22 protein-coding genes are annotated in these 25,528 nt (G+C 63.8%); 16 read left to right on the forward strand and 6 right to left on the reverse strand.

Features of this window, described 5'->3' with window-relative positions:
• Positions 1-10: 10 nt before the first annotated feature.
• Positions 11-1,006 (reverse strand): LLM class flavin-dependent oxidoreductase, encoded by a 996-nt coding sequence (locus tag B0G80_RS00680; protein ID WP_106285966.1) that lies wholly within the window; start codon positions 1,004-1,006, stop codon positions 11-13.
• A 749-nt stretch (positions 1,007-1,755) separates the two neighbouring features.
• Between B0G80_RS00680 and B0G80_RS00690 the strand changes: the two genes are divergently transcribed.
• From B0G80_RS00690 to B0G80_RS00700, 3 genes are all read left to right on the forward strand, one after another.
• A complete protein-coding gene (locus B0G80_RS00690) occupies positions 1,756-3,357 on the forward strand; it encodes a rhodanese-related sulfurtransferase (RefSeq protein ID WP_116116579.1) in 1,602 nt (533 codons plus the stop codon).
• Positions 3,358-4,250: 893 nt separating this feature from the next.
• Positions 4,251-4,802, forward strand: coding sequence for a hypothetical protein (locus B0G80_RS00695; RefSeq protein ID WP_116116581.1), 552 nt, complete (start codon positions 4,251-4,253; stop codon positions 4,800-4,802).
• A 28-nt stretch (positions 4,803-4,830) separates the two neighbouring features.
• Positions 4,831-5,784, forward strand: a complete 954-nt coding sequence (locus tag B0G80_RS00700; protein WP_106285970.1) for a patatin-like phospholipase family protein — start codon at positions 4,831-4,833, stop codon at positions 5,782-5,784.
• Between the two features lie 24 nt (positions 5,785-5,808).
• On the opposite strand, the gene B0G80_RS00705 is transcribed toward B0G80_RS00700, so the two are convergent.
• Positions 5,809-7,089 (reverse strand): type II toxin-antitoxin system HipA family toxin, encoded by a 1,281-nt coding sequence (locus B0G80_RS00705; protein ID WP_106285971.1) that lies wholly within the window; start codon positions 7,087-7,089, stop codon positions 5,809-5,811.
• A complete protein-coding gene (locus B0G80_RS00710) occupies positions 7,079-7,435 on the reverse strand; it encodes a helix-turn-helix domain-containing protein (protein WP_199730111.1) in 357 nt (118 codons plus the stop codon). Before B0G80_RS00710 ends, B0G80_RS00705 begins: the two co-directional genes overlap by 11 nt.
• Before the next feature lie 437 nt (positions 7,436-7,872).
• Between B0G80_RS00710 and B0G80_RS00715 the strand changes: the two genes are divergently transcribed.
• The 10 genes from B0G80_RS00715 to astE all read left to right on the forward strand — a co-directional run bounded on the left by B0G80_RS00715 (position 7,873) and on the right by astE (position 18,591).
• Positions 7,873-8,562 carry an ABC transporter permease gene (locus B0G80_RS00715; RefSeq protein WP_012432581.1) on the forward strand — a complete coding sequence of 230 codons (690 nt, stop codon included), beginning with the start codon at positions 7,873-7,875 and terminating at the stop codon, positions 8,560-8,562.
• 4 nt (positions 8,563-8,566) lie between these two features.
• A complete protein-coding gene (locus B0G80_RS00720) occupies positions 8,567-9,280 on the forward strand; it encodes an ABC transporter permease (protein ID WP_106285972.1) in 714 nt (237 codons plus the stop codon).
• A gap of 81 nt (positions 9,281-9,361) precedes the next feature.
• Entirely contained in the window at positions 9,362-10,153 is a 792-nt protein-coding gene (locus B0G80_RS00725) for an ABC transporter ATP-binding protein (protein WP_106285992.1), read from the forward strand.
• A gap of 25 nt (positions 10,154-10,178) precedes the next feature.
• On the forward strand, positions 10,179-11,228 hold the full coding sequence (locus B0G80_RS00730) for a GlxA family transcriptional regulator (RefSeq protein WP_106285973.1): 1,050 nt from the start codon (positions 10,179-10,181) through the stop codon (positions 11,226-11,228).
• 138 nt (positions 11,229-11,366) lie between these two features.
• On the forward strand, positions 11,367-12,602 hold the full coding sequence (locus B0G80_RS00735; protein WP_116116583.1) for an aspartate aminotransferase family protein: 1,236 nt from the start codon (positions 11,367-11,369) through the stop codon (positions 12,600-12,602).
• Positions 12,603-12,643: 41 nt separating this feature from the next.
• Entirely contained in the window at positions 12,644-13,702 is a 1,059-nt protein-coding gene (aruF, locus tag B0G80_RS00740; RefSeq protein ID WP_116116585.1) for an arginine/ornithine succinyltransferase subunit alpha, read from the forward strand.
• The gene (gene astA / locus B0G80_RS00745) at positions 13,699-14,739 is read left to right on the forward strand and encodes an arginine N-succinyltransferase (protein ID WP_116116587.1); all 1,041 of its coding nucleotides are present in this window, start codon (positions 13,699-13,701) and stop codon (positions 14,737-14,739) included. Before aruF ends, astA begins: the two co-directional genes overlap by 4 nt.
• A 2-nt stretch (positions 14,740-14,741) precedes the next feature.
• The gene (astD, locus tag B0G80_RS00750) at positions 14,742-16,205 is read left to right on the forward strand and encodes a succinylglutamate-semialdehyde dehydrogenase (RefSeq protein WP_116116589.1); all 1,464 of its coding nucleotides are present in this window, start codon (positions 14,742-14,744) and stop codon (positions 16,203-16,205) included.
• Positions 16,206-16,214: 9 nt separating this feature from the next.
• Positions 16,215-17,555 (forward strand): N-succinylarginine dihydrolase, encoded by a 1,341-nt coding sequence (gene astB, locus B0G80_RS00755; RefSeq protein WP_106285977.1) that lies wholly within the window; start codon positions 16,215-16,217, stop codon positions 17,553-17,555.
• Positions 17,539-18,591 (forward strand): succinylglutamate desuccinylase, encoded by a 1,053-nt coding sequence (astE, locus tag B0G80_RS00760; RefSeq protein ID WP_258878786.1) that lies wholly within the window; start codon positions 17,539-17,541, stop codon positions 18,589-18,591. Before astB ends, astE begins: the two co-directional genes overlap by 17 nt.
• A gap of 66 nt (positions 18,592-18,657) precedes the next feature.
• Here the strand turns inward: astE and gstA are convergent, their stop codons facing one another.
• A complete protein-coding gene (gstA, locus tag B0G80_RS00765; protein WP_116116593.1) occupies positions 18,658-19,278 on the reverse strand; it encodes a glutathione transferase GstA in 621 nt (206 codons plus the stop codon).
• 126 nt (positions 19,279-19,404) lie between these two features.
• On the opposite strand from gstA, the gene B0G80_RS00770 reads away from it, so the two are divergent.
• Together B0G80_RS00770 and B0G80_RS00775 are read left to right on the forward strand one after the other, a co-directional pair.
• A complete protein-coding gene (locus B0G80_RS00770; RefSeq protein WP_116116594.1) occupies positions 19,405-20,313 on the forward strand; it encodes a LysR family transcriptional regulator in 909 nt (302 codons plus the stop codon).
• Between the two features lie 246 nt (positions 20,314-20,559).
• The gene (locus B0G80_RS00775; RefSeq protein ID WP_116116596.1) at positions 20,560-21,354 is read left to right on the forward strand and encodes an ABC transporter substrate-binding protein; all 795 of its coding nucleotides are present in this window, start codon (positions 20,560-20,562) and stop codon (positions 21,352-21,354) included.
• Positions 21,355-21,448: 94 nt separating this feature from the next.
• Here B0G80_RS00775 and B0G80_RS00780 read toward each other — a convergent pair whose 3' ends face one another.
• Entirely contained in the window at positions 21,449-22,207 is a 759-nt protein-coding gene (locus tag B0G80_RS00780) for an acetoacetate decarboxylase (protein ID WP_106285981.1), read from the reverse strand.
• Positions 22,208-22,471: 264 nt separating this feature from the next.
• On the opposite strand from B0G80_RS00780, the gene B0G80_RS00785 reads away from it, so the two are divergent.
• The gene (locus B0G80_RS00785) at positions 22,472-23,842 is read left to right on the forward strand and encodes an EAL and HDOD domain-containing protein (RefSeq protein ID WP_116116597.1); all 1,371 of its coding nucleotides are present in this window, start codon (positions 22,472-22,474) and stop codon (positions 23,840-23,842) included.
• 136 nt (positions 23,843-23,978) lie between these two features.
• Here B0G80_RS00785 and B0G80_RS00790 read toward each other — a convergent pair whose 3' ends face one another.
• Positions 23,979-25,436, reverse strand: coding sequence for an HDOD domain-containing protein (locus B0G80_RS00790; protein WP_106285983.1), 1,458 nt, complete (start codon positions 25,434-25,436; stop codon positions 23,979-23,981).
• Positions 25,437-25,528 lie beyond the last annotated feature (92 nt).

Consider the following 25,528-nt stretch of genomic DNA (forward strand, 5'->3'; position numbering starts at 1 on the left):
GTTACCGGTCTTATTTGCCGCCCGCCAACTCCTCACGCACTTGCGCGCCGATCTCGAATGAGCGCAGTCGCGCCTTGTGATCGTAGATCTGCGCGGTGAGCATCAACTCATCCGCACCGGTTTGCTCGATGATCGACTTCAAGCCTTCGCGCACCGTATCGCGATCGCCCAGCGCCGTGCAGGCGAGTGAGTGCGCCACGCCGTTCAATTCCATCTCCGACGCCTCGAGCCGTTCGACCGGAGGTTGCAACTGACCCGGAGTGCCACGTCGCAGATTGATGAACTGCTGCTGCAGCGAGGTGAAAAGACGCTGCGCTTCTTCATTCGTATCGGCGGCGAACAGATTCACGCCGACCATCGCATGTGGTTTATCGAGCGTAGCCGAAGGACGGAATTGCGAGCGATAGACCTGCAACGCCGTGAGCATGTAATCCGGCGCGAAATGCGAAGCGAAGGCGAACGGCAGACCGAGCGCCGCCGCGAGTTGCGCGCTGAAGAGCGACGAACCGAGCAGCCACAGCGGCACGTTCAGGCCTGCGCCCGGCACGGCGCGAATGCGCTGCCCCGGCACGGGGTCGGCGAAATAACGCTGCAATTCGACGACATCGTCAGGGAACGAGTCCGCGCTGTTTTGCAAGTCGCGGCGCAACGCGCGCGCAGTGCTCTGATCAGTGCCGGGCGCGCGGCCGAGGCCCAGGTCGATACGGTCGGGATAAAGCGACGCGAGCGTGCCGAACTGTTCGGCGATGACGAGCGGCGCATGGTTCGGCAGCATGATGCCGCCCGAGCCGACGCGGATCGTTTTCGTACCGCCCGCGACATAGCCGATCACCACCGCAGTCGCGGCGCTGGCAATGCCCGTCATGTTGTGATGTTCCGCGAGCCAGAAGCGGCGATAGTTCCAGTTCTCCGCGTGCTGGGCGAGGTCGAGCGTATTCCTGAACGCGTCGGCCGGCGTGGCGCCTGCGGTGACCGGCGAAAGGTCGAGGACCGAGAAGGGGATCATTGTCTGTTCACTTGTTGTTTCCGGCGCTGTCGCGCGATGGGGCATTCTCGCAAAGCTTGCGCTTTTCTGCTGACGGGGTCGCGATGTCCACGTTCATGAAAGGGGGTTTGCTCGCGCGGGCGTGGCAAGGGCGAAAACGCCGAACTGGAACCGCTTAGGCGTTACATGCAAACCCGCATCGCAGCGCGCGCGAGCAGCAGGTGGCCGATATTTTTGCACGTGGCGCCGTGATCGAAGGGCGTGCCGATGTGTCGCACTGTTGTTGATTGACACCTTCAACGCCGCACTCGCTCATGGTGCGTAAGTGCCGTCGATCAGCGCTATCCAAACCGGTCTTCTCAACTATCGATGACCTAAGCCCTGAGGCCCGACCGCTTGCGCGCGTTCGCCGGCCGGATTGCGTTGCTCGTCGCGATCACACCGTGCGGAGCCTGATGCGCGTGCCGCGTGGCGCGGAAATTGCGCAGCATCACCGTACCGCCGAAGGCGGCACGCTGCAGAAAACGGCGCAGCCAGGCGGCTCGACACCGGCGCCGTGGATGCGGTGTCGCCTTGCATCGGCGATATTCATCGTGTGAGCGACGCTTTTAGTGACCGTACGTCGATCAGCATTCACGTGTACGGTGCAAATATCGGTGCGGTGAAACGGTCCGTCTATCCGGGCGGTGCGCCCGCAAGCCGCTTGTCTCCGGCTACGCGAACGACGTGTTGCCGCACATCTGGAATGTGGCAAAGGAGTCCTTCATCTCATGAGTTTCGTTCAGGCATTTCGTACCCGATCATTCGAAGACGTGCGCCGCACACTGCTCGATCGCGAGGAAATCGCGCTCGTGGACGTGCGCGAGGAAGATCCGCACGCGCGCAGTCATCCGCTGTTTGCCGCCGATCTGCCGCTGTCGCGGCTCGAACTCGACGCGCCCGTGCGCTTGCCGCGCCAGGCCGTGCCGATCGTCGTATTCGACTCTGGCGAAGGACTCGCAGAACGTGCCGCGCGCCGTCTGGACCAGTTGGGCTATACCGACGTCGCCTTGCTCGAAGGTGGTTTGCAAGGTTGGCGCGAGGCCGGCGGCGAGCTGTTCCGGGACGTCAACGTGCCGAGCAAGGCGTTCGGCGAACTGGTGGAAAGCGTGCGGCATACGCCGTCGCTCACCGCGCAGCGGGTGCAGGCGCTGCTCGATCAGGAAGCGGACGTGGTGGTGCTCGACGCGCGCCCGTTCGACGAATATCAAACCATGAATATTCCCGGCAGCATCAGCGTGCCCGGCGCGGAGCTGGTGCTGCGCGCGCGTCAGCTTGCGCCGAATCCGTCGACGCGGATCATCGTCAATTGCGCGGGGCGCACGCGCAGCATCATCGGTGCGCAGTCGCTGATCAACGCGGGCCTGCCGAATCCGGTCGCGGCGCTGCGCAATGGCACGATCGGCTGGACGCTGGCCGGCCAGGCGCTGGCGCACGGCAGTTCGCGCCGCTTCGAGCCGATTGCCGACGATCAACTGCGTCTGGCTGCTGCCGATTCCGCACGCGCCGTGGCGGATCGCGCGAGGGTGGGCCGCACGTCACGCGACGAAGCACGCCGCTGGGCCGGCGAAGCGGTACGCACCGTATATCGCTTCGACGTGCGTACGCCGGAAGAATACGAAGCGGGCCACGTGCCCGGGTTTCGCAGCGCGCCGGGCGGCCAGCTCGTGCAGGAAACCGACATGTTCGCGCCGGTGCGCGGCGCGCGCGTGATCCTCGCGGACAATGACGGCGTGCGCGCGAACATGACCGCGTCGTGGCTCGCGCAGATGAACGTCGAGGTGTATGTCGTCGATGGTTTGATGGCCGCCGACTTCGGCGAGAAGGGTGCGGCGCCCGCGGTCCGCCATGCGCCCACGCCGCCCGACGCCGATGAGCTCACGCCGGCCGGCTTGGTGACGCTGCTGCAATCGCGCGGCACCGCCGTGCTCGATTTCACCAGCAGCGCGAACTATGTGAAGCGTCATATTCCCGGTGCGTGGTTCGTGATTCGCAGCGAACTCGAGAAGGCGCTGCACAAGCTGCCGGATGCGCAGCGTTATGTCGTCACCAGCGGCAGCAGCCGGCTCGCGCGCTTCGCCGCGCCCGACGTTGCGGCATTGACCGGCAAACCGGTGCAGGTGCTGAGCGGCGGCACCGCGGCGTGGATAGAAGCGGGCTTGCCGGTCGAGAGCGGCGAGACACGCATGGCGTCGGCGCGCATCGATCGTTACCGGCGGCCTTATGAGGGCACCGACAACGCGCGCGAAGCGATGAACGCGTATCTGGAATGGGAGTACGGTCTCGTCACGCAACTCGGACGCGACGGCACGCATGGGTTTCGCGTGATCTGAGCGCGTCGCGCCGCGCGCGGCAGGCGTGCTTGCTTGAACCGCCGCGCGTGAGCGCGTCGCGCCGCGCAAGAAAATCTCGCATATTTGCTTAGCAGAATGACGCGTTTTTCTTATACAAAGGCCTGCCTTACCGTCGATGGCAAATCCACTCGTTGCCACGACGTACGCGCTGCCCACGACCACCTCCCGTTTTTGTTTCGCAATCCGATCTGTTCTGGAGCGCGCGTTGTTCGCGACGCCCGGCATTGCGGCGCTCGCAGCATCGACCTTGCTGTGCGCGCGGATCCAGACACCGCAAAATGACTCGGTGCTCCAGCTGACGGGATGCGCTGCCTTTGCGTCGATTTCGCGCGCTTGAAACGCGCCGTCGAAAGGTGCTGAGAACCTCGCGACCCAACGCAAATCATCTGCCGATTCGGTGTAAACGCGCTCTCGTCTAAACCCGCCAATGCGTTTAGATTAGTCACACTTGGAAGGCTTATCGAGGGACCAGGACGGCCAATCAAGCAGCGGTTTGCCATTCCGGCGATGGCGCAAGGTGAGCAGCCAAGGTTGCTCACCGCTTCGTCCGGAACCAGACCGCTGCGCGTCGTCCGCGGTGCTTTGTTGTCAGGCGGCCGAAACGGCCGCTTCCATTTTCCGGTTGACCGTATCGACCGACCCGGCGACGCTTTGCACAGCGTCGCCTTTTTGCTTGTGGCGACGGTTTTTAACGTGCTTCGCCGCGTGAACTCCCGCCATCGCCGCCTCTTCCCTCCGCCGTCGTGTACGACGGCGCACACCGCCTTGCCGCGCCCGCTCGCGGTTTTCCTCGTGCGCGGTTATCCTGTAGCAGACACTACACAACGGGATGCGCGCCTTCGCGGCCCGCGTCCGTACAGGAAAAACTCGCTGTGAGCCTCAAACTGCTGACTGTCGCCATGCTGGCCGCGTGCGTTGCGTTGACCGGTTGCGACGACCAATCGAGCGACCGCGCCGTGCAAAAACTCAAGGAATTCTTCAACGCCGTCAAACCGGATGCGTTGCTGCTCAAGGACATGACGCCGGGCGTCACGACCGAAGCACAAATCCGCGACCAGATGGGCAAGCCGGAAACGGAGCGCACGTTCACCGACGGTTCGAAACGCTTCGAGTATCCGCGCGGCCCGCAAGGCCTGAATACGTACATGGTCGACATCGATCGCGACGGCAAATTGCAGGCGATCACCCAGGTGCTCACGGCGGCCAACTTCGCGAAAATCCGCATGGGCATGAGCGAGGACGAAGTGCGCCGACTGCTCGGCAAGCCCGGTCAGGTCGCGGTGTTTCCGCTCAAGCCGGAAACCGTCTGGAGCTGGAAGTGGCGCGAAGGCGGCGTGACCGAAGAAGGCATTTTCAACGTGCATTTCGACCAGTATCAGAAGGTGTACACGACATCGCGCTCGGACGTGATCCGGGGACGGTAGAAGTGAGAAGACACAAGCGGGGAAGAAGATGATTCGTCGACGTCGATACAGCCGGATCGGGCTGGTGTTAGGGGGCGGCGCCGCGCGCGGCTGGGCGCATATCGGCGCGATTCGCGCGTTGCACGATGCGGGCATCAAGCCCGATGTGATCTGCGGCACGTCGATCGGCGCGCTGGTGGGCGCGGTGTACGCGAACGGCGATCTCGACTGGCTCGAGGAGTGGGTCTCGCGGCTCACGTGGCAGACGGTGGTGCGCCTGCTCGATCTGCGGCTCTCGGGCGGCCTGCTCGGCGGGCGCAAAGTGATCCAGCTCTTCGCCGACAAATTCAATGGCCGCTCGATCGCGCAACTGAACATGCCGTTCGCGGCCGTCGCCACCGAACTCGATTCGGGCCGCGAGAGCTGGTTGCAGGACGGCAGCGTGGTCGACGCGGTGCGCGCCTCGATTGCGATTCCCGGCATTTTCACGCCGGTGTGGCACAACGGCGTCTGGCTGGTGGACGGCGGCCTGAGCAATCCGGTGCCGGTTTCGGTGGCGCGGGGCATGCGCGCGGACTGCGTGATCGCCGTCGATCTGAACAACGACATTCTGAATGGCCGCGATTTCGGCGGCGCGGTGGTCGATACGCCCGCCATCGATCCGACGGCGCCGCCCCCGCTCGCGCTGCGCCGCAACGGCAAACCCTGGCCGAAGTGGCTCGCGCCCGCCGACGCACGCACCACCGACGACGTGCGCGTGCCGCCCGCGCCGAGCGCCCGCGTGCCGTCCATGCTGAGTTCGATCGCGCAGAGCATCGACATCATGCAGGTGCGGATTACGCGCAGCCGCCTCGCGGGCGAGCCGGCGGATATCCTGATCCAGCCGCGCCTGGGCGGCATGGGGATTTTCGACTTTCACCGCGCGGCGCCGGCCATCGAGGAAGGGCGCGCCGCAGTCGAATATATGCTGCCGGCGATCCGCGCGAGGCTGGGGATCGATTAGAAGGATGCGGCGCCGTGGCCGAGTCTAACGGAGCAAGGCCGCGAGCGTCGGCGGCGCATTTTCAAATACGAATGGATTGAGGAACTGGCGCCGCCACATCAGATTACGATCCACTTCGCTCAGTTGAGCCTCGGTGCAAACCGGGTTCCATCGATCGCAGATCACCTCGATCTGATGCTCGGCCAGCGCAGCGGCTTCGTCGGCGGAGAGCAGAAATAGCGGCGCCGCCTTCAGGCAGGTTTCAATCCTGCTGAAGCGCTCATTGCCGACGATCAGCATGGCCTGGGTGGCTTCGTTGCCGGCTCGCGCCTGTGGACAGATGTCGTACGCCGGCGTGAGCGCCAACTCCTTTCCATTCCAGTAGGCTGCGTGGTTGCGCGCATGGTCGTCGGTATTGCCGCACAGCACGTTGAAGAGCATGCGTGCGAACAGTTCTTTGAGCGTAGCTTTCGGAGCGCTGAAGCGATGGCGGATCAGCGTGGCGAAGTCCTCATAACTTGCATAGCGCGCCATCATTTCGTCGAGCCCGAATAGCGTCAGCGCCGACACCATCGCGCGGCGTTGCCAGCCGTCTGCTGCGCGCACGCGGTCGAAGCGTTCCACGAGCAATACATCCTTGCCGCCGACGTGCTTGAGCGTGACCGGCGCGGCATGAATGCCGACTTCGGACGCAAGGCGCATGGCAATGTATTCGGCTTTCACGACGCTGTAGACGTCGCTTTGGGAAGAAAACTTCGCGATGAATTTCCGGTTGTGCGTGGTGATCAGCGCTTTGGGACGCGCGCCGCCGATCGAACTTCCATGAAACAGCGCGCGCTCGAGATCGGGACTCAGCGGCACGCCTCGTTCGACACTTGCAACTGCGTTCAATAGATCGCTGAAGGATGCAGTGGCCGTTTCCCGAGGCACGTACTCGGTTGGCGACAACTGGAAGTCCAGGGCCCCGATTCGATCCGAGCCCGACTCGAGCAGATACGTCAACTCGTCGAGGTCGGCGGTGCCGATCTGGGAACCCCGCACGCCAAGCTTGCGACTGATGATGACCCGCCGGCCCCACGCGTCCGGGGCTCCGTCGCGGATGCTTCCCGGAATCGATAAACCGTCGGACAGAGGGATCGTCCCGCGTTGCAGCGGCAGCTCGGGCGCATAGAGCGGGATGGCGTCGTCGCGTCCGAGGTAACTTTGGCCGTAGTTGAAGAGAATCCGGTCGCCGACAACGGCCAGGCGCCCAGCGACCACAGGTTCGGCTGCGCCCGGGAGCCAGAACCAGACAAAGGCTTCCTTATACGAGGCTTCAGAAATCATCTTTTGTTTCGATGCGAGGTGCGCGCGCGGCGCGTGGCAGCAGCGTCAACATGTCTGCGTTGGCCTGAATAGCATTTGCCAGACTCGTGCGGTCGGCATCGAAAAGACGTACGCCGACCACGGCGGCTGCTTCGAATACCGCACCGATCGAGCAGGATGGATCGCCTTTCTCGATCCGCTGTATGAGGCTGCGGGACAATCCTGTGCGCTCGGCTAACTGGACCAGGGGGATTTTTCGTTCGAGGCGCGCGCGGCGAATCAATTGCCCGAGCAGCAAGGCAGCTTCCAGACTGTAGCGCGAGGCGGGACGTGTCACCGAATTAGGCATAAGCGCGGTATGGTTCATATATGAGTCACAAAGGGCCTTCGTGACTCGTTTGTGAACCATTATGGGTCAGTTCCAAGCGAAAAACAACGAGTGACTCGTATATGAACCACGAAGGCCCTTCGTGATTCATATACGAGTCGCCGAAGCCATTTCCGAGCGGCCTATCGCCTCGCGCCGACCGCCCGTGATCTATCGAAAAAGCGACCCGAAACTTGCTAATTCGCGGCGGCGCTCGCCGCGCGCGTCCCGCTTTACCAACGCCAATTCCCTGCAAAACCAAGCCCTGCAAGCCGCACCGCGCGCCACAGCCCGTCTTGCTGCATCGCAACAAAGCTTCCGGCCGCCTTTGAGAAATTAATTTTCGCTTGCCAGACTGCGCGCCATGCTGGACGAGTGGGGCAGATACAAGCCGACGCCGTCCGAGACATCCTCAAACAACCTGGATGGAGACACGCGTGTTCCTATATGGCTTTGGTCCGGTGTTGCTGGCCGGCACGATCCAGACGATCGAGCTGTCCGTCCTGTCGCTGGCGGCCGCCGTGCTGCTCGGCCTCGCGGGCGCGGCGGCGAAACTCTCGTTCAACCGCCCGCTGCGGGCAATCGCGACCGGCTACACGACACTGATCCGCTCGGTGCCCGACCTCGTGCTGATGCTGCTGCTGTTCTACAGCATCCAGATCGCGGTCAACAATCTCACCGACGCGCTGAATCTGCCGCAGTTCGATATCGATCCGTTCGTGGCCGGCGTGCTGACGCTTGGCTTCATCTACGGCGCGTACTTCACCGAGACCTTCCGTGGCGCCTTTCTGGCGGTGCCGCGCGGCCAGCTCGAAGCGGGCAGCGCCTACGGCATGAGCGGCGCGCGCGTGTTCACGCGCATCCTGTTCCCGCAGATGATGCGTTTCGCGCTGCCGGGCATCGGCAACAACTGGCAGGTGCTGGTGAAAGCGACGGCGCTGGTGTCGATCATCGGTCTTGCGGACGTGGTCAAAGCCGCGCAGGACGCCGGCAAAAGCACCTTCAACATGTTCTTCTTCATCCTGGTCGCCGCGTTGATCTATCTGGCGATCACCACCGCGTCGAATCTCGTGCTGATCTGGCTGGAAAAGCGCTATTCGATCGGCGTGCGGCACGCGGAGCTCTAAGAGCATGATCGACATCCTCAATCAATTCTGGCGCGCGTTCCTGTACTGGGACGGCCAGCGCATGTCCGGACTCGCCGTCACGCTGTGGCTGCTGGTGGCGTCGATCGGCATCGGCTTCGTGCTGGCGATTCCGCTGGCGGTGGCGCGCGTGTCGAAGAAGCGCTGGCTCTCTACGCCGGTGCGTCTCTACACCTACGTGTTTCGCGGCACGCCACTGTACGTGCAACTGCTGCTGATCTACACCGGCATGTACAGCCTTGAATTCGTGCGCTCGCATCAGGTGCTGGACGCTTTTTTCCGCAGCGGTTTTCATTGCGCGATTCTTGCCTTCGCACTGAACACCTGCGCGTACACCACGGAGATTTTCGCCGGCGCGATCCGCTCGACCTCGCACGGCGAAGTGGAAGCGGCGCGCGCCTACGGCATGAGCTGGTTCACGATGTACCGGCGCATTGTGATACCGTCCGCGCTGCGCCGGGCCCTGCCGTTGTACAGTAACGAAGTGATCCTGATGCTGCACGCCACCACGGTCGCGTTTACGGCCACGGTGCCGGACATCCTCAAGGTGGCGCGCGACGCGAACTCGGCAACCTACCAGTCGTTCGATGCGTTCGGCCTCGCGGCGCTGATTTACCTCGTGGTGTCGTTCGCGCTGGTGGCTTTGTTCCGCCGCGCCGAGCGTCATTGGCTGGGTTACCTGGCGGTGCGCACGCATTGAAACGCGCCGTGTTTGCACAGGATGGCGCGCGCAATGTGTGCCGTCACGAAGATTGATCCGTATTTTCAAAGGGAGAGCATCTTGCTCCACACGACTCAAACCGAAGCTTGCAAGCTCGCCGTACAGGACATCCACAAGCGCTACGGCGATAACGAAGTGCTCAAGGGCGTGTCGCTCAATGCGAACAAGGGCGACGTGATCAGCATCATCGGCGCGAGCGGGTCGGGTAAGAGCACCTTCTTGCGCTGCATCAATTTCCTCGAGCGGCCGAACGCGGGGCAAATCGTCGTCGACGGCGAGATGGTGAAGACGAAAACCGATCGCGCCGGCAATCTCGAAGTCGCCGATCACAAGCAGTTGCAGCGCATCCGCACGAAGCTCGCCATGGTGTTCCAGCACTTCAACTTGTGGGCGCACATGAATGTGCTCGAGAACATCGTCGAAGCACCGATTCATGTGCTGGGTCTGAAGCGCAAGGAAGCCGAAGACCGTGCGCGCGAATATCTCGAGAAGGTCGGTCTCGCGCCGCGCCTCGAAAAGCAGTATCCGTCGCATCTGTCGGGCGGGCAGCAGCAGCGTGTGGCGATTGCCCGCGCGCTGGCTATGGACCCGGACGTGATGCTGTTCGACGAGCCGACTTCCGCGCTCGATCCCGAACTGGTCGGCGAAGTGTTGAAGGTCATGCAGAAGCTCGCCGAAGAAGGCCGCACTATGATCGTCGTCACGCACGAAATGGGTTTCGCGCGCAACGTGTCGAACCATGTGATGTTCCTGCATCAAGGACGTACCGAAGAAGAGGGCTTGCCCGCCGAAGTGCTCAGCGCGCCGCGCAGCGAGCGGCTCAAGCAGTTCCTGTCCGGCAGCCTGAAGTAACGCGCGGCTCGCGCAGATTCACTCGATGCCTCGCACGTCCAGCCCGGCTCGCACCACGCAGGTCGCCATTGTCGCCTTGCCGCCCGTGTCGATGTCGGGCGTCGGGCCGATTGTCGACGCGCTCAATCTCGCCAATGAAATCGACGGCCGCGCGTTGTACCGCGTGCAGGTGTGCTCGTGGGACGGCCGCGCGGTGCCGCTCGCGGGCGGCGCGCAGTGGCCCGCGGACGCCGCCTTCGGCGACGCGATTGCATGCGACTGGCTGATCATCGTCAGCGAGCGCTTTCAGCAATTCGCCGACTATCGCCTCTTTCTCGCCAGCCTGTCCCGCGTCGGGCAGCGCACGCCGCTCGTCACCGGCATTCATCACGGCGTGTGGTGGCTCGCCATGGCAGGGCAGTTGTCCGGCTATCGCGTGAGCGTCAACTGGGAAACCTATCAGCAGTTCTCGGAGCAGTTCGAGCGCTCCATCGTCACGCAGCAGATCTTCGAAATCGATCGCGATCGCGCCACTTGCGCGGGCGGCCAGGCGACCGTCGACTTCATGCTGGCGATGATCGGCCGCGAGCACGGCCCCGAGCTCGCGGATCGGATTGCCGACACGCTCGGCGTCGGCGTATTGCGCGCGGGCGAGGAGCGTCAGCGCATTCCGTTCGTGACCGCGCCGGGCGAGCGTCATCCGCGCCTGAACGACGCGCTGCTGCTGATGGAAGCGAATATCGAAGACCCGCTCACCACCGACGAGATCGCCGGTCTGGTCGGCGTGTCGCGGCGGCAGTTGGAGCGCCTGTTTCGCCAGTATCTCGGCTCGATGCCGTCCAAATACTATCTGGGACTGCGGCTTTCGAAAGCGCGCACGCAATTGCAGCGCACCAGTAAGTCCGTCGTGCAGATCAGCCTCGCTTGCGGGTTTTCGTCAGCGGCGCACTTTTCGAATGCGTACCGCGAACGCTTTGGTGTCACACCGCGAGAGGATCGTCGTAACTGGATCGACAAGCAGACGGGCGCAAGCGGTGCGGCGGCCAGCGAGCCGCGGCCGGGTGCGCTGATCGAGCGGCCGGATCAGGCCGATTGAAGCGAACGAGCGCGTGGCGGCTTCAACCCCGGCCGATTCGCGTGGAACCTCATAGAAAGCGTCGCGTATGCGCAAGACGTATCGCGTGCGATTTCCTACACTACCTGTATTACCTCTCACCTGTAACGAGGATTTGCCATGAACGACCTGACAGTGACACGCCAGACCTTCGACGAAGTCATGGTGCCGGTGTTTTCGCCCGCCGCCTTCGTGCCGGATCGCGGTCTCGGCTCACGCGTCTGGGATACGCAAGGCCGCGACTATATCGACTTCGCCGGCGGCATCGCCGTCACCGCTCTCGGTCATGCGCATCCCGAACTGCTGAACGTGCTGCACGAGCAGGGCGGCAAGCTGTGGCACATCGGCAATGGCTACACCAACGAGCCGGTGCTGCGCCTCGCCAGACGCCTCGAAGACCTGACGTTCGCCGACCGCGCGTTCTTCGCCAACTCGGGCGCGGAAGCAAACGAGGCCGCGCTGAAGCTGGCACGCCGCGTCGCGTTCGACCGCCACGGCGCGGATAAATACGAAATCATCTCGTTCACGCAGTCGTTCCATGGCCGTACGTTCTTCACGGTCAGCGTCGGCGGCCAGCCGAAGTATTCGGAAGGCTTCGGCCCGGTGCCGGCCGGCATCACCCACTTGCCGTACAACGACATCGAAGCGGCACAGAAAGCCATCGGCGCGCAAACTTGCGCGGTGATCGTCGAGCCGATTCAGGGCGAAGGCGGCGTGATCCCGGCGGATCCGGCGTTCCTGAAAGCACTGCGCGAAGCCTGCGATCAGCACGGCGCACTGCTGATTTTTGACGAGGTACAAACGGGTGTGGGCCGCAGCGGCTATTTCTACGCGTACGAGGAAACCGGCGTAACGCCGGACATTCTCACCACCGCCAAAGCGCTCGGCAATGGTTTCCCGATCGGCGCGATGCTGACCACCAACGAACTGGCCGCGTATTTCAAGGTCGGCGTGCATGGCACGACGTACGGCGGCAATCCGTTGGGCGCCGCGATCGCTGAGAAGGTAGTCGAGTTGGTCAGTGACCCGAAGCTGCTGGAAGGCGTGCGCTCGCGCAGTGAAGCGCTGAAAGGCCACCTGGCAAAGTTGAACGAACGCTTCGGTCTGTTCACGGAAGTGCGCGGCCGGGGTCTTCTGATCGGTGCGGAATTGACCGATGCATTCAGGGGCCGCGCGAAAGATTTCGTCACGGCGGCAGGCCAGCACGGCGTGATCATGCTGATGGCCGGTCCTGACGTGCTGCGTTTCGTGCCGTCGCTGATCATGCCGCTCGACGACATGAACGAAGGCTTCGAGCGACTCGCCAAGGCCATCGAAAGCATTGTCGGCGCGAAGGCCGAAGCCACGTCGAACTGATCCACGGCATTGATCATGCGTCACATTCAACAGGAACGATGATGCTCTTCGTACGCCCAGGCCGCCTCGCCGATCTCGACGCGCTCGAACATATGGCGCGCACCGCGCAGCCGGTGCTGCATTCACTGCCGCACGACCGGCGTGCGCTCGAGGCGCGCGTCGCGTTATCGGAAGATTCGTTTCGCGCGGAAGTCGATTTTCCGGGCGAAGAGTTCTATCTGTTCGTGCTCGAAGATGCGCAGAGCGGCAAGCTGATGGGCACGGCGAGCATTGTCGCCGCGGCCGGTTATTCGGACCCGTTCTACGCGTTTCGCAACGACGCGCTGATTCATGCGTCGCGCGAACTGCACGTGAACCGCAAGATTCACGCGCTGACCATGTCGCATGAGTTGACCGGCAAGAGCCGCCTTGCGGGCTATTACATCGATCCGTCGCTTCGTGGCGACGCCGCCGCCCATCTCATGTCGCGTGCGCGAATGATGTACATCGCCGCCAATCGCAAGCGCTTCACGCCCGAGGTGTTTTCGCTGCTGCTCGGCGTGACCGACGAGAACGGCGTGTCGCCGTTCTGGGAAGCGGTGGGGCGCAAGTTCTTCGGTCGCAACTTCGCGGACATCGAGATCGAATCGGGCGGCCGCAGCCGCACGTTCATCGCCGAAGTAATGCCCACGTATCCCATCTATGTGCCGTTGCTGCCCGAGGCGGCGCAGCGCGTGCTCGGCGAGCCGGATTCGAAGGCCTTGCTCGCGTATGACATTCACCTTGAAGAAGGCTTCGAGACGGATCGTTACATCGACATTTTCGACGCGGGTCCGGTGTTGACCGCGCAGGTGGATCGCAGCGCTTGCGTGACGCGCAACGAAACGCGTGTGGTGCACGAGAACGATGCGCCCGCCGACGGTTCGACGTATCTGATTGCATATAACGGCGCCGATGGCGAGTTCCGCTGTGTGCTCGGCGAATTGACAGCTGGCAAAGAAGCCGGCGCGTCGTTGCCGCACGCGGCGCGAGCGGCGCTCGGCGTCGAAGAAGGCGACACGGTGCGCTGCGTGCCGCTGCACCAGCCGCATCAGGATGAACAATCGGGAGAGGCACGATGATCGTCGTTCGCGTTGTGCAACGAGGCGATGTGGACGCGCTCATGCGGCTCGCGCAGGAAACCGGTCCGGGTCTCACCACCTTCAAGCCGGACCGCGACGCACTTGCGGCACGCGTGGAACGCGCGCGCCGCACGATGGAAGACAAGGCCGAGCCGCATGAAGCCGGCTACTTCTTCGTGATGGAAGACACCGACACGGGCGACATCGCCGGCGTGTGCGGCATCGAAACCGCGGTCGGCCTGCAACAGCCGTTTTATAACTACCGCGTGAGCACCGTGGTGCACGCGAGCCAGGACCTCGGCATCTGGACGCGCATGCGCGCGCTGAACATCTCGCACGACCTGACCGGTTATGCCGAAGTGTGCTCGCTGTTCCTCAGCCCGCGTTATCGCACGAGTGGCGTGGGCGGCTTGCTGTCGCGCTCGCGCTTCATGTTTCTCGCGCAGTTTCGCGAGCGTTTTCCGCAGCGTCTGTGCGCGGAATTGCGCGGCCATTTCGATGCCGAAGGCACCTCGCCGTTCTGGCGCGCGGTCGGCTCGCATTTCTACCAGATCGATTTCAATGCGGCGGACTATCTGAGTTCGCATGGCCGCAAGGCGTTCCTCGCCGAGTTGATGCCGCGCTATCCGGTGTATGTCGAGCTGTTGCCGGAAGAGGCGCAGGAGTGCGTCGGCCTCACGCATAACGACACGATTCCGGCGCGCCGCATGCTCGAATCGGAAGGGCTGCGCTACGAGAATCACGTCGATATCTTCGACGCGGGTCCGGTGCTCGAATGCCATATCGCCGACTTGCGCACGGTGCGCGAGAGCGTGGTGGTGCCGGTCGAGATCGCGGCGTCGAGCACCTCGGGCGCGCCGCAGGATGGACCGAAATCGATGGTGTCGAATACCTCGTTGGGCGATTTTCGCGTCGGCGTGGTGGCGGGCGTGCCGCAGGACGGCGTATTCCGTCTGAGCGCGACTGAAGCCGCGGCACTCGACGTCAAGGCAGGCGACCTCGTGCGCGTGCTGCCGCAGAAACACAAACAGGGATGATCATGAGCGAGCTTTTCATCGACGGCGAATGGGCCGCCGGCACAGGACCCGCATTCGCGTCGCGCAACCCGGGCACGGGCGCGACGGTGTGGGAAGGCAACAGCGCCTCGGCGGGCGACGTCGACCATGCGGTGCGCAGCGCGCGCCGCGCCTTCGCCGCGTGGTCGGCGTTGAGCCTCGACGAGCGTTGCGGCGTGGTGCGCCGCTTCGCCGCGCTCGTGACCGAACGCAAGGAAGCGCTGGCTGAGGCGATCGGCCGCGAAACCGGCAAGCCGTTGTGGGAAGCGCGCACGGAAGCGGCTTCGATGGCGGCCAAGGTCGAGATCTCGATTCAGGCTTATAACGAGCGCACCGGCGAAAAGCGCTCGGCGATGGCGGACGGCACAGCCGTGCTGCGGCATCGTCCGCACGGCGTGGTGGCTGTGTTCGGGCCGTACAACTTTCCGGGGCATTTGCCGAACGGGCACATCGTGCCGGCGCTGATCGCGGGCAATGCGGTTGTCTTCAAGCCGTCGGAACTCGCGCCCGGCGTGGCCGCGCTCACCGTGCAGATCTGGCGCGACGCCGGCTTGCCCGCAGGAGTGCTGAATCTCGTGCAAGGCGAGAAGGACACCGGCATTGCGCTGGCGAACCATCGGCAGATCGACGGTTTGTTCTTCACGGGTAGTTCGGATACCGGAACATTGCTGCACAAGCAGTTCGGCGGCCGCCCGGAAATCGTGCTGGCGCTCGAAATGGGCGGCAACAATCCGCTCGTGATCGGCCCGGTGGCCGACGTGGATGCCGCCGTGCATCACACGATTCAGTCGGCGTTTCTGTCGGCGGGTCAACGCTGCACCTGCGCGCGCCGCATTTTCGTGCCGAACGACGCGGGCGGCGATCGCTTCATGGAACGCTTGACCGAAGTCACGTCGCGCATCACGGTCGGCGAATACAACGCCGATCCGCAACCGTTCATGGGCGCGGTGATCTCGGCCCGCGCGGCGTCGCGGCTCGTTGCCGCGCAGGAACGTTTGCTGGCTGACGGCGCAAGCGCTTTACTGAAGATGGAACAGCGCGACCCGAAGCTCGGCTTCGTCACGCCCGCGATTCTCGACGTCACAAGCGTGAAGAATCTGCCCGACGAAGAACACTTCGGTCCTTTGGCACAAATCATCCGCTACGGCAGCTTCAACGAAGCGCTGGAGCAGGCCAACGATACCGAGTTCGGTCTCTCCGCCGGCTTGCTCGCCGACGACGAAGCGCTCTGGACGCATTTCCAGCGCACCATCCGCGCGGGCATCGTCAACTGGAACCGGCCGACCAACGGCGCCTCGTCGGGCGCGCCGTTCGGCGGGCCGGGCCGCTCGGGCAATCACCGGCCGAGCGCGTACTACGCAGCCGACTACTGCGCGTTCCCGATGGCATCCGTCGAAAGCGCGCAACTGCAAATGCCCGCGAGCGTCTCGCCGGGCCTTCAATTCTAAGGATCGACGATGCAAGCCACTGAAGCCAATTTCGACGGCCTGGTCGGCCCGACCCACAACTACGCGGGGCTCTCGTTCGGCAACGTCGCGTCGCAGAACAACGAGAAGTCGGTTGCGAATCCGAAGGCGGCGGCGCGGCAGGGCCTGCGCAAGATGAAGCAATTGGCCGATCTCGGCTTTCATCAGGGCGTGTTGCCGCCGCAGGAGCGTCCGTCGATGCGTCTGTTGCGCGAACTCGGTTTCTCCGGCGACGACGCCACCGTAATCGCACGTGTGGCGAGAGACGCGCCCGAACTGCTGGCCGCCGCGAGTTCGGCTTCGGCGATGTGGACCGCGAATGCGGCGACCGTGAGTCCGTCCGCCGACACTCACGACGGCCGCGTGCATTTCACGCCGGCCAATCTGTGCAGCAAGCTGCATCGCGCGATCGAACACGAGTCGACGCGCCGCACATTGCGCGCGATTTTCAATGACGCCGACCGTTTCGTGGTGCACGAGGCGCTGCCCGGCACGCCCGCGCTCGGCGACGAAGGCGCGGCGAATCACACGCGCTTCTGCGCGGACTATGCGGCACGAGGCGTCGAATTCTTCGTGTATGGCCGCAGCGAGTATCGGCGCGGGCCGGAGCCGAAGCGCTTCCCGGCGCGTCAAACCTTCGAGGCGAGCCGCGCGGTCGCGCATCGTCATGGCCTTGCGGAATCGGCTACGGTGTACGCGCAGCAGAACCCGGACGTGATCGACGCGGGCGTGTTTCATAACGACGTGATCGCAGTCGGCAATCGCAATACGCTGTTCTGTCATCAACTGGCGTTCGTCGAACAGAACGCGGTGTACGACGAACTGCGTTCGAAGCTCACCGGCCTGAAGGCGGACTTCAACGTGATCGAGGTGCCGGACGCGCAGGTGAGCGTGGCCGACGCCGTCACCTCGTATCTGTTCAACAGCCAGTTGCTGACGCGTCCGGACGGCAAGCAGGTGCTGGTGGTGCCGCAGGAATGCCGCGAAAACCCGCGCGTGGCGGCATATCTCGACGATCTGGCATCGCATGCGGGCCCGATCGACGACGTGCTGGTGTTCGATCTGCGCGAAAGCATGAAGAACGGCGGCGGCCCGGCGTGCCTGCGTCTGCGTGTCGTCCTCGACGACGCGGAACGCGCGGCCGTCACGCAAGGCGTGTGGATCAACGACACCTTGTTCGGCCGACTGGATACGTGGATCGAAAAACATTATCGTGACCGCCTCGCGCCGGCCGATCTGACCGATCCGCAATTGCTCGCCGAATCGCGCACCGCGCTCGACGAACTGACGCAGATTCTCGGTTTGGGCTCGCTGTATGACTTCCAGCGCTGAGCGCGATATGCCGGTTCCGATGCTCGACGATTTTCTGGCTTATACGCTGGCGGGCACGCGACCGGCCGCGAATGAAACACAGGGTACGTGTGCCGGCGGCGTGCGCTGGTCGTGGCTGGACGACGGCGTGCTGTTGATGGAGCCGGCGGCGCAGGAAGAGGGCGTGCGCAGCGTGCTCGTCTCCGCCGGCGTGCACGGCGATGAGACCGCGCCGATCGAACTGCTGGGTTTTCTGGTGCGTGACATCGCGCAAGGCACGGCGGCGCTGACTTGCCGCCTGCTGGTGGTTCTCGGCAACGTCGACGCCATGCGCGACGCGTGCCGTTATCGCGACGACGATCTGAACCGGCTCTTCAGCGGGCGTCATCTGCAAGTGCCGCAGAGTTATGAAGCACCGCGTGCCGCCGCGCTCGAACAGGCGGCGACGCAGTTCTTCGCGGCAGCGTCGGGCGAGCCGGGCGCGCGTTGGCATATCGACATGCACACGGCGATCCGTGCGTCCGCCTTCGAACAGTTCGCATTGCTGCCGCATACCGGCAAGCCGTTTTCGCGCGCGATGTTCGACTGGCTCGGCGAGGCGCGTATCAGCGCGGTGCTGTTGCATACCACCAAGGGCAATACGTATTCGCATTTCACCGCGCAGGCGTGCGGCGCCGAAGCGTGCACGCTGGAACTCGGCAAGGTGCGTCCGTTCGGTCAGAACGATCTGACGCGCTTCGCCGGCGCCGATCATGCGGTGCGTCATCTGCTGGCGGGCATGCGCGGCGAGATTCGTGCGGATCTGCCGCGCGCTTTCACGGTGATCGATCAGATCACCAAGCAAAGCGACGCGTTCGAATTGCTGGTCGCCGCCGATGTCGCGAATTTCACACCATTCGCGAAAGGCACCGTTCTCGCGCGCGACGGCGAATACCGCTATGTCGTGCAGCACGACGAGGAACGGCTCGTATTTCCGAATGCGACGGTCAAGCCCGGTTTGCGCGCCGGCTTGATGGTTGTCGAGACGACGCAGCACACGTTGTCGAAACTCGTGTAGTCCGCGACTGCGCAAGACACTAACGTTGCGCGCCAGGCGCGCAACGTTTCTCACGGGCGCGGCCGTTTAAGCCGCGTTCGCGCGGATCAAACCTTCCGCCACCATCGCTTGCCGCACCTTCGGCCGTGCCGCAACGCGCTCCAGATACGCCTCCAGCTTCGGATAAGCGCCAAGATCGATCGACAGCATGCGCGCCCAGCTCAGCACGGTGAACGCATACGCATCGGCGACGGAGAACCGTCCCGTCAGATAGTCGCGTGCCGCGAGCACCTTGTCGAGTTCGCTAAAACGCGTGGCGAGTTTCGCGCGGCATTCAGCCTTCGTCGACTCGGCCGTCTCCTGATGCCAGAGCCACGGGCTGAACGTCTTGTGCAATTCCGTGCTGATATACGTGAGCCAGCCGAGCGCTTCGAGCCGTTGCGGCGATCCCGCGGGCGGCAGCAAATCCGCCTCGGGCGCAAGATCGGCGACGTATTGCAGCAGCGCGGCGCCTTCGGTGTGGCGCGAGCCATCGGCGAATTCGAGCAGCGGCACATAGCCGCGCGGCGAGATCGCGTAATAGTCGTCGCCGTTGGCGAGCTTGTGCGTTTGCAGATTGACCTTGATGCCTTCGAAGTCGAGATCCGCTTCGCGCAATGCAATGTGAACCGCCAACGAACAGGCGCCCGGCGAGTAATAGAGTTTCATGGTTTCACCGCTATAGATGAGGATAAAGTCCCGGCAGGTGCCGGTGGCAAAGCTCGTCGGCCGACAAGTCCATGTGGTAAAAGTAGCCCGGATCGCATTCCGGATAAACAGGCGGCTTGCCAAACCATGCGTGCAAAAACGCAATACGAACTGACTTCGGCGGATACGCAGACCATTCTCGCGCTGGTGCGCGCCGGCACGCTCGCGGAAGCCGCGCAGCGTTTGGGTATCGACGCCTCGACCATCTTCCGCTCGGTGCAGCGGATCGAACGCGGGCTGGGGCAGCGTTTGTTCGAGCGCTCACGCAGCGGCTATCGCGCCACGCCGCTCGGCGCGCGACTGGCGCGTCACGCCGAGCGCATCGAAAGCGAACTCGCAGCGGCGCGCTCCACGGTGCAGGCGAGCAGTGATCGCGTGTCCGGGAGCGTCCACGTGACGACCACCGATACCGTGCTATACGGCCTGCTGTTGCCCGCGCTGCATGATTTCGTGGCGCTGCATCCGGCGTTGTCGTTCGAGCTGACGGCGACCAACAGTCTCGCGAGTCTCACCAAACGCGATGCCGATATCGCCGTGCGCGCCACGCGCCGCGCGCCGGATCATCTGGTCGGCAAGCACGTGGGCCCGCTGCGCATCGCGGTGTTCGCCGCCAGGAGCAGCGGCATCCAGGCGAGTGAGGTCGATGCGCTGGCGCGCTGCGACTGGGCGGCCCCGGACGCCTCGCTCGGCGATCATCCTTCCGTGCTCTGGCGCAAGCGTCATTGCCCGACAGTCGAGCCGCGCTACAAGACCAACAGTGTGATGGCGGTATTCGAACTCGTGGTGCGCGGTTTTGGCGTCGGCATCTTGCCGACCTTTCTCGCGCGCGGCCGCGACGATCTCGTGCAATTGACACCGCCGCTCGACGAAGCCGAGTCGCAGGTGTGGGTGCTTGCGTATCCGGAATCGCGTCATTTGCCGCATGTGGCCGCCGTCTATACGCACCTGTCGCAACAACTCAGCGGCGACTTCGCAGCCGGCGACGGCGCGCTCTAACACGTTCGGCTTTGCCTGAACGCGACAGCTATTTACACCTTTGCGCGTGAGCCCGAAGCGCCTGCCCGGTCACGCGCCACGCGGCGCGCCCGCAGGCGCGGCAAACGCAGCCTGTACAATCGCGGCCTCGCGGCTGCTGCGCTGCACCACACCGGCCGCACGAGTTTGAAGCGCAATTTTGGCCGGGCAATCATGCTTGCCCGAGGTCGGCTCCGTCTTATTCAATACCGTAGAGGAACACCCGTAATGAAGATGAATTGGCGAAACATGGCTGCGCTCGCGCTGTTCGCGGCGGCTTCGGTCACGGCCGGCACCGCAGCGGCGGCCGATATCAAGGAAGTGCATTTCGGCGTCGAGGCGTCGTATGCGCCGTTCGAATCGAAGTCGCCGTCGGGCGAGCTGCAGGGCTTCGACATCGACGTCGGCAATGCCGTGTGCGCGAAGCTGAAGGCCAAATGCGTGTGGGTGGAGAACTCGTTCAACGGTCTGATCCCGGCCTTGCAGGCGCGCAAATTCAACGCCATCAACTCGGACATGACGATCACGGATCAGCGCCGCCAGGCGATCGATTTCACGGATCCGATCTATACGATCCCGAATCAGATGATTGCAAAGAAGGGCAGCGGTCTGCTGCCGACGCCGGCATCGCTCAAGGGTAAGCATGTCGGCGTGCTGCAAGGCACGATTCAGGAAACCTACGCGAAGGCGCGTTGGGCGCCGGCCGGCGTCGACGTCGTGCCGTATCAGACGCAGGATCAGATTTACGCTGACCTTGCGTCGGGGCGTCTCGACGCCGCGTTACAGGACGCGGAAGCCGCGTCGAAAGGCTTCCTGAAAAAGCCGCAAGGCGCGGGCTTCGAGTTCGCCGGTCCGGCCGTCACCGATGAGAAGCTGCTCGGCGCGGGCGTCGGCTTCGGCATCCGCAAGGGCGACAAGGCCTTGAAGGACGCGCTGAACCAGGCGCTCAAGGAACTGAAGGCGGACGGCACCATCGACCGTTTCGCAGCGAAGTACTTCGACGTGAAGGTGGTGTTGAAGTAACGCGCGGTTCACGTGATTCGTTGTAGCTGATGCAGACGGCCGCTAATCGCGGCCGTCTGCATTTGAGGCGTTGCGAGAGGTGACCGCCAATCGATCAACGCACGTTTGCTTCCGGCTGATCGAGATAATCGAACACGACTTCGCCGAGACCGAGCGTGAGATCGGCAAGCAGATGGCGTGCTTCGACGATCTCCAGCACCGGCAATTCCGCCACCGGCGCGAGCGCGTGCGGCGCCAGTTCGAGTGCGGCCGGGCCGGTCCATGCGCCTTTCAGATCGATGTCCTGCAGGTAGTAGCGCACCAGTTCGCAGATACGCGGCGTGCCGTCCACATGCGGAATCACCTTGAGCAAAAAGTTCGGCGTTTCGAGGCGCTTTTTCTGCTGCGCCAGATCGAGTTGCCGATGCTTGTAGCCCATGGTACCGGTGGCGATGCGCACTGGGCCGTAGTCGAGCGTGCCGACAAGCGTGTCGGTATGCACGGCGAGCACCGGGTTCGCGAGCTTCTTCGGAAAGCCCCACAGTTCGCGGCCGCCGGCGATGGGCGGATGGTCGTCCAGATACATGGCCAGCGTGTAGCCGCCCGCCACGCCCTTGTACGACACCGGGATCACCTGGCCGCTTTCAGTGTAATCGCCGAATCCCGTCGAATCCGGCATGCGGATGAACTCGTAGTGCACCAGCGGCTCGCCGATCTCGAGCGGCTCGGGCACCACGGCGCGCAGTTTGTCCGGATCGGTGCGGTAGGTGATGATCAGAAATTCGCGGTTGATGAACCGGTACGGACCCATGGGGAATGCCGGGCTCGTGATCGGCATGGCGAAGGCATTTGACAGCACGCTTTTGACGTCCATGTTTTTCCTTGGTGGTTAAACGCGGGTGGAACGCTTCTGCACTGCACAAGAGTATCGGCGATTTTGCGTCGCCTCGCTTTCAGACTGATCTCCAATTATTTCCAGATATTGCTTCGCGGACGTGTCCACGCATGGCGGCCTGCGCTAAAATTGCCGAGCCCACCGCGGGCGCTACAGCCTTGATGGCTTGAGACGCGCGCTGGCGGTGCGGCGAAAATCAAAATACAGCAGTAAGCGCCGGGGCGGCGCTTAGCGGGGAGTGCAATGACCACCATCGCAGTCGAGAGTCCGGGCCACGCGGGTGCAACGGACAATGCGCAATTGAATGCCAGTTTCGCGCGGCAGCCTATTCTCAATCGGGACGGCATGCTGTGCGGCTACGAGATCAAGGTGCGGGCACCGGAATGGTCCGCGCAGACGGCGGACACCGCACATGCCGCGGGGTATGAGAACAGCGATGCCGGCGCATCATCGCACCGCGCGCCCGATCCGGCGCAACGCGTGGCGCAAGCGATCATTCACGGCCTGCTTCGGGGCAATGTGCGCGGTGCGCTGACCGGGCATCCGGCTTATGTGGACGTCAGCCGCGAGATGCTTTTCGACGAGGCGATTCTGGGCTTGCCCGCCGAGCGCTTCATGCTCGAACTGGCGCCCACCATCGAGATCGACGAGGCGCTGGTGGCGCGTATCGTCCAGTTGCATGGGCGGCGCTATCGCTTCGTGCTCGACGAGGTAACCCAGCCCAACGAAGCCTTCGCCAGACTGCTGCCTTACGCCGAAGTCGTCAAGATCGATTTCATGCACGCGCCACGCGCGCTGCTGCCGAAACTGGCGAGCGTGCTCAAGTCGGCAGGCAAGCTGCTGGTCGCCTCGGGCATCGACGCGCAGGCCGATTTCGAAACGGCGCATGGACTCGGCTTCGATCGCTTTCAGGGCTACTTCTTCGCGCGCGCGCAGAACTCGGCGACGCGCCGTGTCAGCGCGCCGCGCCATGCGTTGCTGAACCTGCTGCAACTGCTCTCGGGCGATCCGACCGTCGCGCAGCTCGAAGCCGAACTCAAGCTGAACCCGGTGCTGGTGATGCATCTGATGAAGCTCGCCAATTCGAGCGGACTGGCAGTCGGCCACAAGGTGACGACGCTGCGCGAAGCGATCAACGCGACCGGCACCAACCGCATCGCGCGCTGGACCCAGCTGCTGCTCTACGCCGACGGCCGCAAGGTCGCGCTCGAGGACGACCCCTTGCTGCAACTCGCCGCGACCCGCGCGCGCTTCATGGAACTGGCGATCGAGCGTCTGCCCGAAGCCGGTCGCGACGAAGCCGACGCGGCTTTCCTGACCGGCGTATTTTCATTCGTCGACGCGGTGTTCGGCGGCTCGCTCGAAAGCACCTTGAACGTGCTGACGCTGTCGCGTCCGATCCAGGCGGGCATTCTGCATCGGCAGGGCGCGCTGGGGTTGCTGCTGAGCGCGGTCGAAGCGCTCGAATGCGGCGCGTGGGATGAGATCGGCGCGCTGTGCGAACGCTTGCAGCCGTTGACGGTGGAAGAGGTGGCGGAGCTGGGTCTGGTGGCCGGCGCGTGGGCCGGCGTCGCGGACCGCAGCGCGCAAGGTCTGGAAAGAATCGAGGATTGAGTTCAGCGATTCAGCCGGAGACTGCTGCATATCAGGCGCGGCGGTCCCGGCGGGACTGGCTCGATTTCAACTTGGCGTCGGGCAAACACAGAACAGGTGAGAGTGAAGCGTCGTGATCAACGATCACGCCAGGTCTTCACATCATCTCCATTTCCCGCATCTGCCCCAAGCCGAAAAAACGGCCTAACTCCTTGGCCAGTTCATTCAACACGCTCATCTCTTTCTGTGAGATGCGCCGTGGCTCCTGACTATGCGACCAGTCGCCGTAGAGCAGCGCCACCGTCGTGTCGCTTTCATCGACGACTGGCAGCAACACGAAGGCCCGGGCGTCGTCGAAGGAGCGGCGGAACCATTCGGGCAGCCGCGCGACCATCTTCGGATCGCGTGCGTTCTCGATGAAGATGCCCACCGAGTTGGCGATCGCCAGATGAAACACGTCGGGCTCGAAGGCGGTACTGAACGTTAGTTTCGGCAACGCGGCGTCGATCTTCGGGCCGAGACCGAGGCGCGCCTTGAAGGTGCCGTTGCTGTGCTTGACGAACACCACGGTGCGCGCAAAGCCGAGACCGGCCAGCAGCGTTTCCGCGGCCATCGCCAGCGCCGGCGCGAGCGGACTGCCGGCCGGCAGCCCGCGCAGATCTTCGACGCCCACCGCGATACGCGCCTCGGGATTGAGCGCCTCGCGCGCGATCGCATCCGCATTCGCGCGCAGTTCGACGATTTCGCGCATCACACCGTCGCCGCCTTCTTCGCGGGCGAGCGCCACGCTCATTTCGAGCAGCACTTCGGGATCCGTGTTCAGCGCGCCGCAATATTCCTGCGCCAGTTCGGCGATGCGTTCCTCGCGCTCCCAGTCCGGCATGTTCTGCTGGGTGAGCACGTCGGCGACCGCCGTCGAGTAATTGGTGATGGCGCGCAGCCACTGCACCTGGCGCGGCTGCGTGACGTCTTGCGGGTCGAACTCGCCCATGCCGGAGCGGATCATGTCGGGCAGCCGCCAGCGCACAGCGGCTTCGGCGCCGATTTCGTCGAACGTGACGCCGAGCACCAGCACGCAGGCATCGGCTTCGAGCGCGCCGTCGTCGATATGGCGGCGAATCTGGTCCCATTCGGCGTCGAGATAGAACACCACCAGCAGTTTGCCGATCTGCCGCATCAGCGTGCAGACCACGGCTTCTTCGCCGGCGCGCAAATCGCCGCGCTCGGTCAGCTTGCGCGCGACGCAGCCCGAGAGCAGCGTGCGGTTCAATTCGAGTTTCGCGTCGATGCGGCGCGGCGCGCTGTGATGAAAGTGATCGACGATCTTCAGGCCGACCACGAGATGGCCGACCGCGTCCATGCCGAGCACCATCAGCGCGCGCGACACGGTCGTGATGTTGCCGCCGAACGCCATATACATGGCGGAGTTGGCGAGCCGCAGCACTTTTTGCGTGAGGGCGAAGTCCGACAACACCACCTGCACGAGTCCGGTGAAGTCGAGGTCGTCATTGTTCATCGCCGCCATGGTGGAGCGCAGCGACTGCGACAGCATGGGGAAATCGCCGCGCTCGCTCATTCGCGTCCAGAGCCGGTCGAGCACCGCCGCCTTTACCATGTGAGTCCCGCCAAAGCCATACATGTTCCAATGAGTGCCACGCCGGCCAGAGACCGGCTTGTTCCGCTGCATGATTCAAGACATGAGCGCTT

This window comes from Paraburkholderia sp. BL6669N2 (genome assembly GCF_003387275.1).
GTDB lineage: Bacteria > Pseudomonadota > Gammaproteobacteria > Burkholderiales > Burkholderiaceae > Paraburkholderia.

Bases quoted from the DNA above. Each gene is read 5' to 3' on its own strand.
- B0G80_RS00680 (WP_106285966.1), bottom strand. From the start codon at position 1,006: ATGATCCCCTTCTCGGTCCTCGACCTTTCGCCGGTCACCGCAGGCGCC.
- B0G80_RS00690 (WP_116116579.1), top strand. From the start codon at position 1,756: ATGAGTTTCGTTCAGGCATTTCGTACCCGATCATTCGAAGACGTGCGC.
- B0G80_RS00700 (WP_106285970.1), top strand. From the start codon at position 4,831: ATGATTCGTCGACGTCGATACAGCCGGATCGGGCTGGTGTTAGGGGGC.
- B0G80_RS00705 (WP_106285971.1), bottom strand. From the start codon at position 7,089: ATGATTTCTGAAGCCTCGTATAAGGAAGCCTTTGTCTGGTTCTGGCTC.
- B0G80_RS00710 (WP_199730111.1), bottom strand. From the start codon at position 7,435: ATGAACCATACCGCGCTTATGCCTAATTCGGTGACACGTCCCGCCTCG.
- B0G80_RS00720 (WP_106285972.1), top strand. From the start codon at position 8,567: ATGATCGACATCCTCAATCAATTCTGGCGCGCGTTCCTGTACTGGGAC.
- B0G80_RS00730 (WP_106285973.1), top strand. From the start codon at position 10,179: ATGCCTCGCACGTCCAGCCCGGCTCGCACCACGCAGGTCGCCATTGTC.
- B0G80_RS00735 (WP_116116583.1), top strand. From the start codon at position 11,367: ATGAACGACCTGACAGTGACACGCCAGACCTTCGACGAAGTCATGGTG.
- aruF (WP_116116585.1), top strand. From the start codon at position 12,644: ATGCTCTTCGTACGCCCAGGCCGCCTCGCCGATCTCGACGCGCTCGAA.
- astA (WP_116116587.1), top strand. From the start codon at position 13,699: ATGATCGTCGTTCGCGTTGTGCAACGAGGCGATGTGGACGCGCTCATG.
- astD (WP_116116589.1), top strand. From the start codon at position 14,742: ATGAGCGAGCTTTTCATCGACGGCGAATGGGCCGCCGGCACAGGACCC.
- astB (WP_106285977.1), top strand. From the start codon at position 16,215: ATGCAAGCCACTGAAGCCAATTTCGACGGCCTGGTCGGCCCGACCCAC.
- astE (WP_258878786.1), top strand. From the start codon at position 17,539: ATGACTTCCAGCGCTGAGCGCGATATGCCGGTTCCGATGCTCGACGAT.
- gstA (WP_116116593.1), bottom strand. From the start codon at position 19,278: ATGAAACTCTATTACTCGCCGGGCGCCTGTTCGTTGGCGGTTCACATT.
- B0G80_RS00770 (WP_116116594.1), top strand. From the start codon at position 19,405: ATGCGTGCAAAAACGCAATACGAACTGACTTCGGCGGATACGCAGACC.
- B0G80_RS00775 (WP_116116596.1), top strand. From the start codon at position 20,560: ATGAAGATGAATTGGCGAAACATGGCTGCGCTCGCGCTGTTCGCGGCG.
- B0G80_RS00780 (WP_106285981.1), bottom strand. From the start codon at position 22,207: ATGGACGTCAAAAGCGTGCTGTCAAATGCCTTCGCCATGCCGATCACG.
- B0G80_RS00785 (WP_116116597.1), top strand. From the start codon at position 22,472: ATGACCACCATCGCAGTCGAGAGTCCGGGCCACGCGGGTGCAACGGAC.
- B0G80_RS00790 (WP_106285983.1), bottom strand. From the start codon at position 25,436: ATGGTAAAGGCGGCGGTGCTCGACCGGCTCTGGACGCGAATGAGCGAG.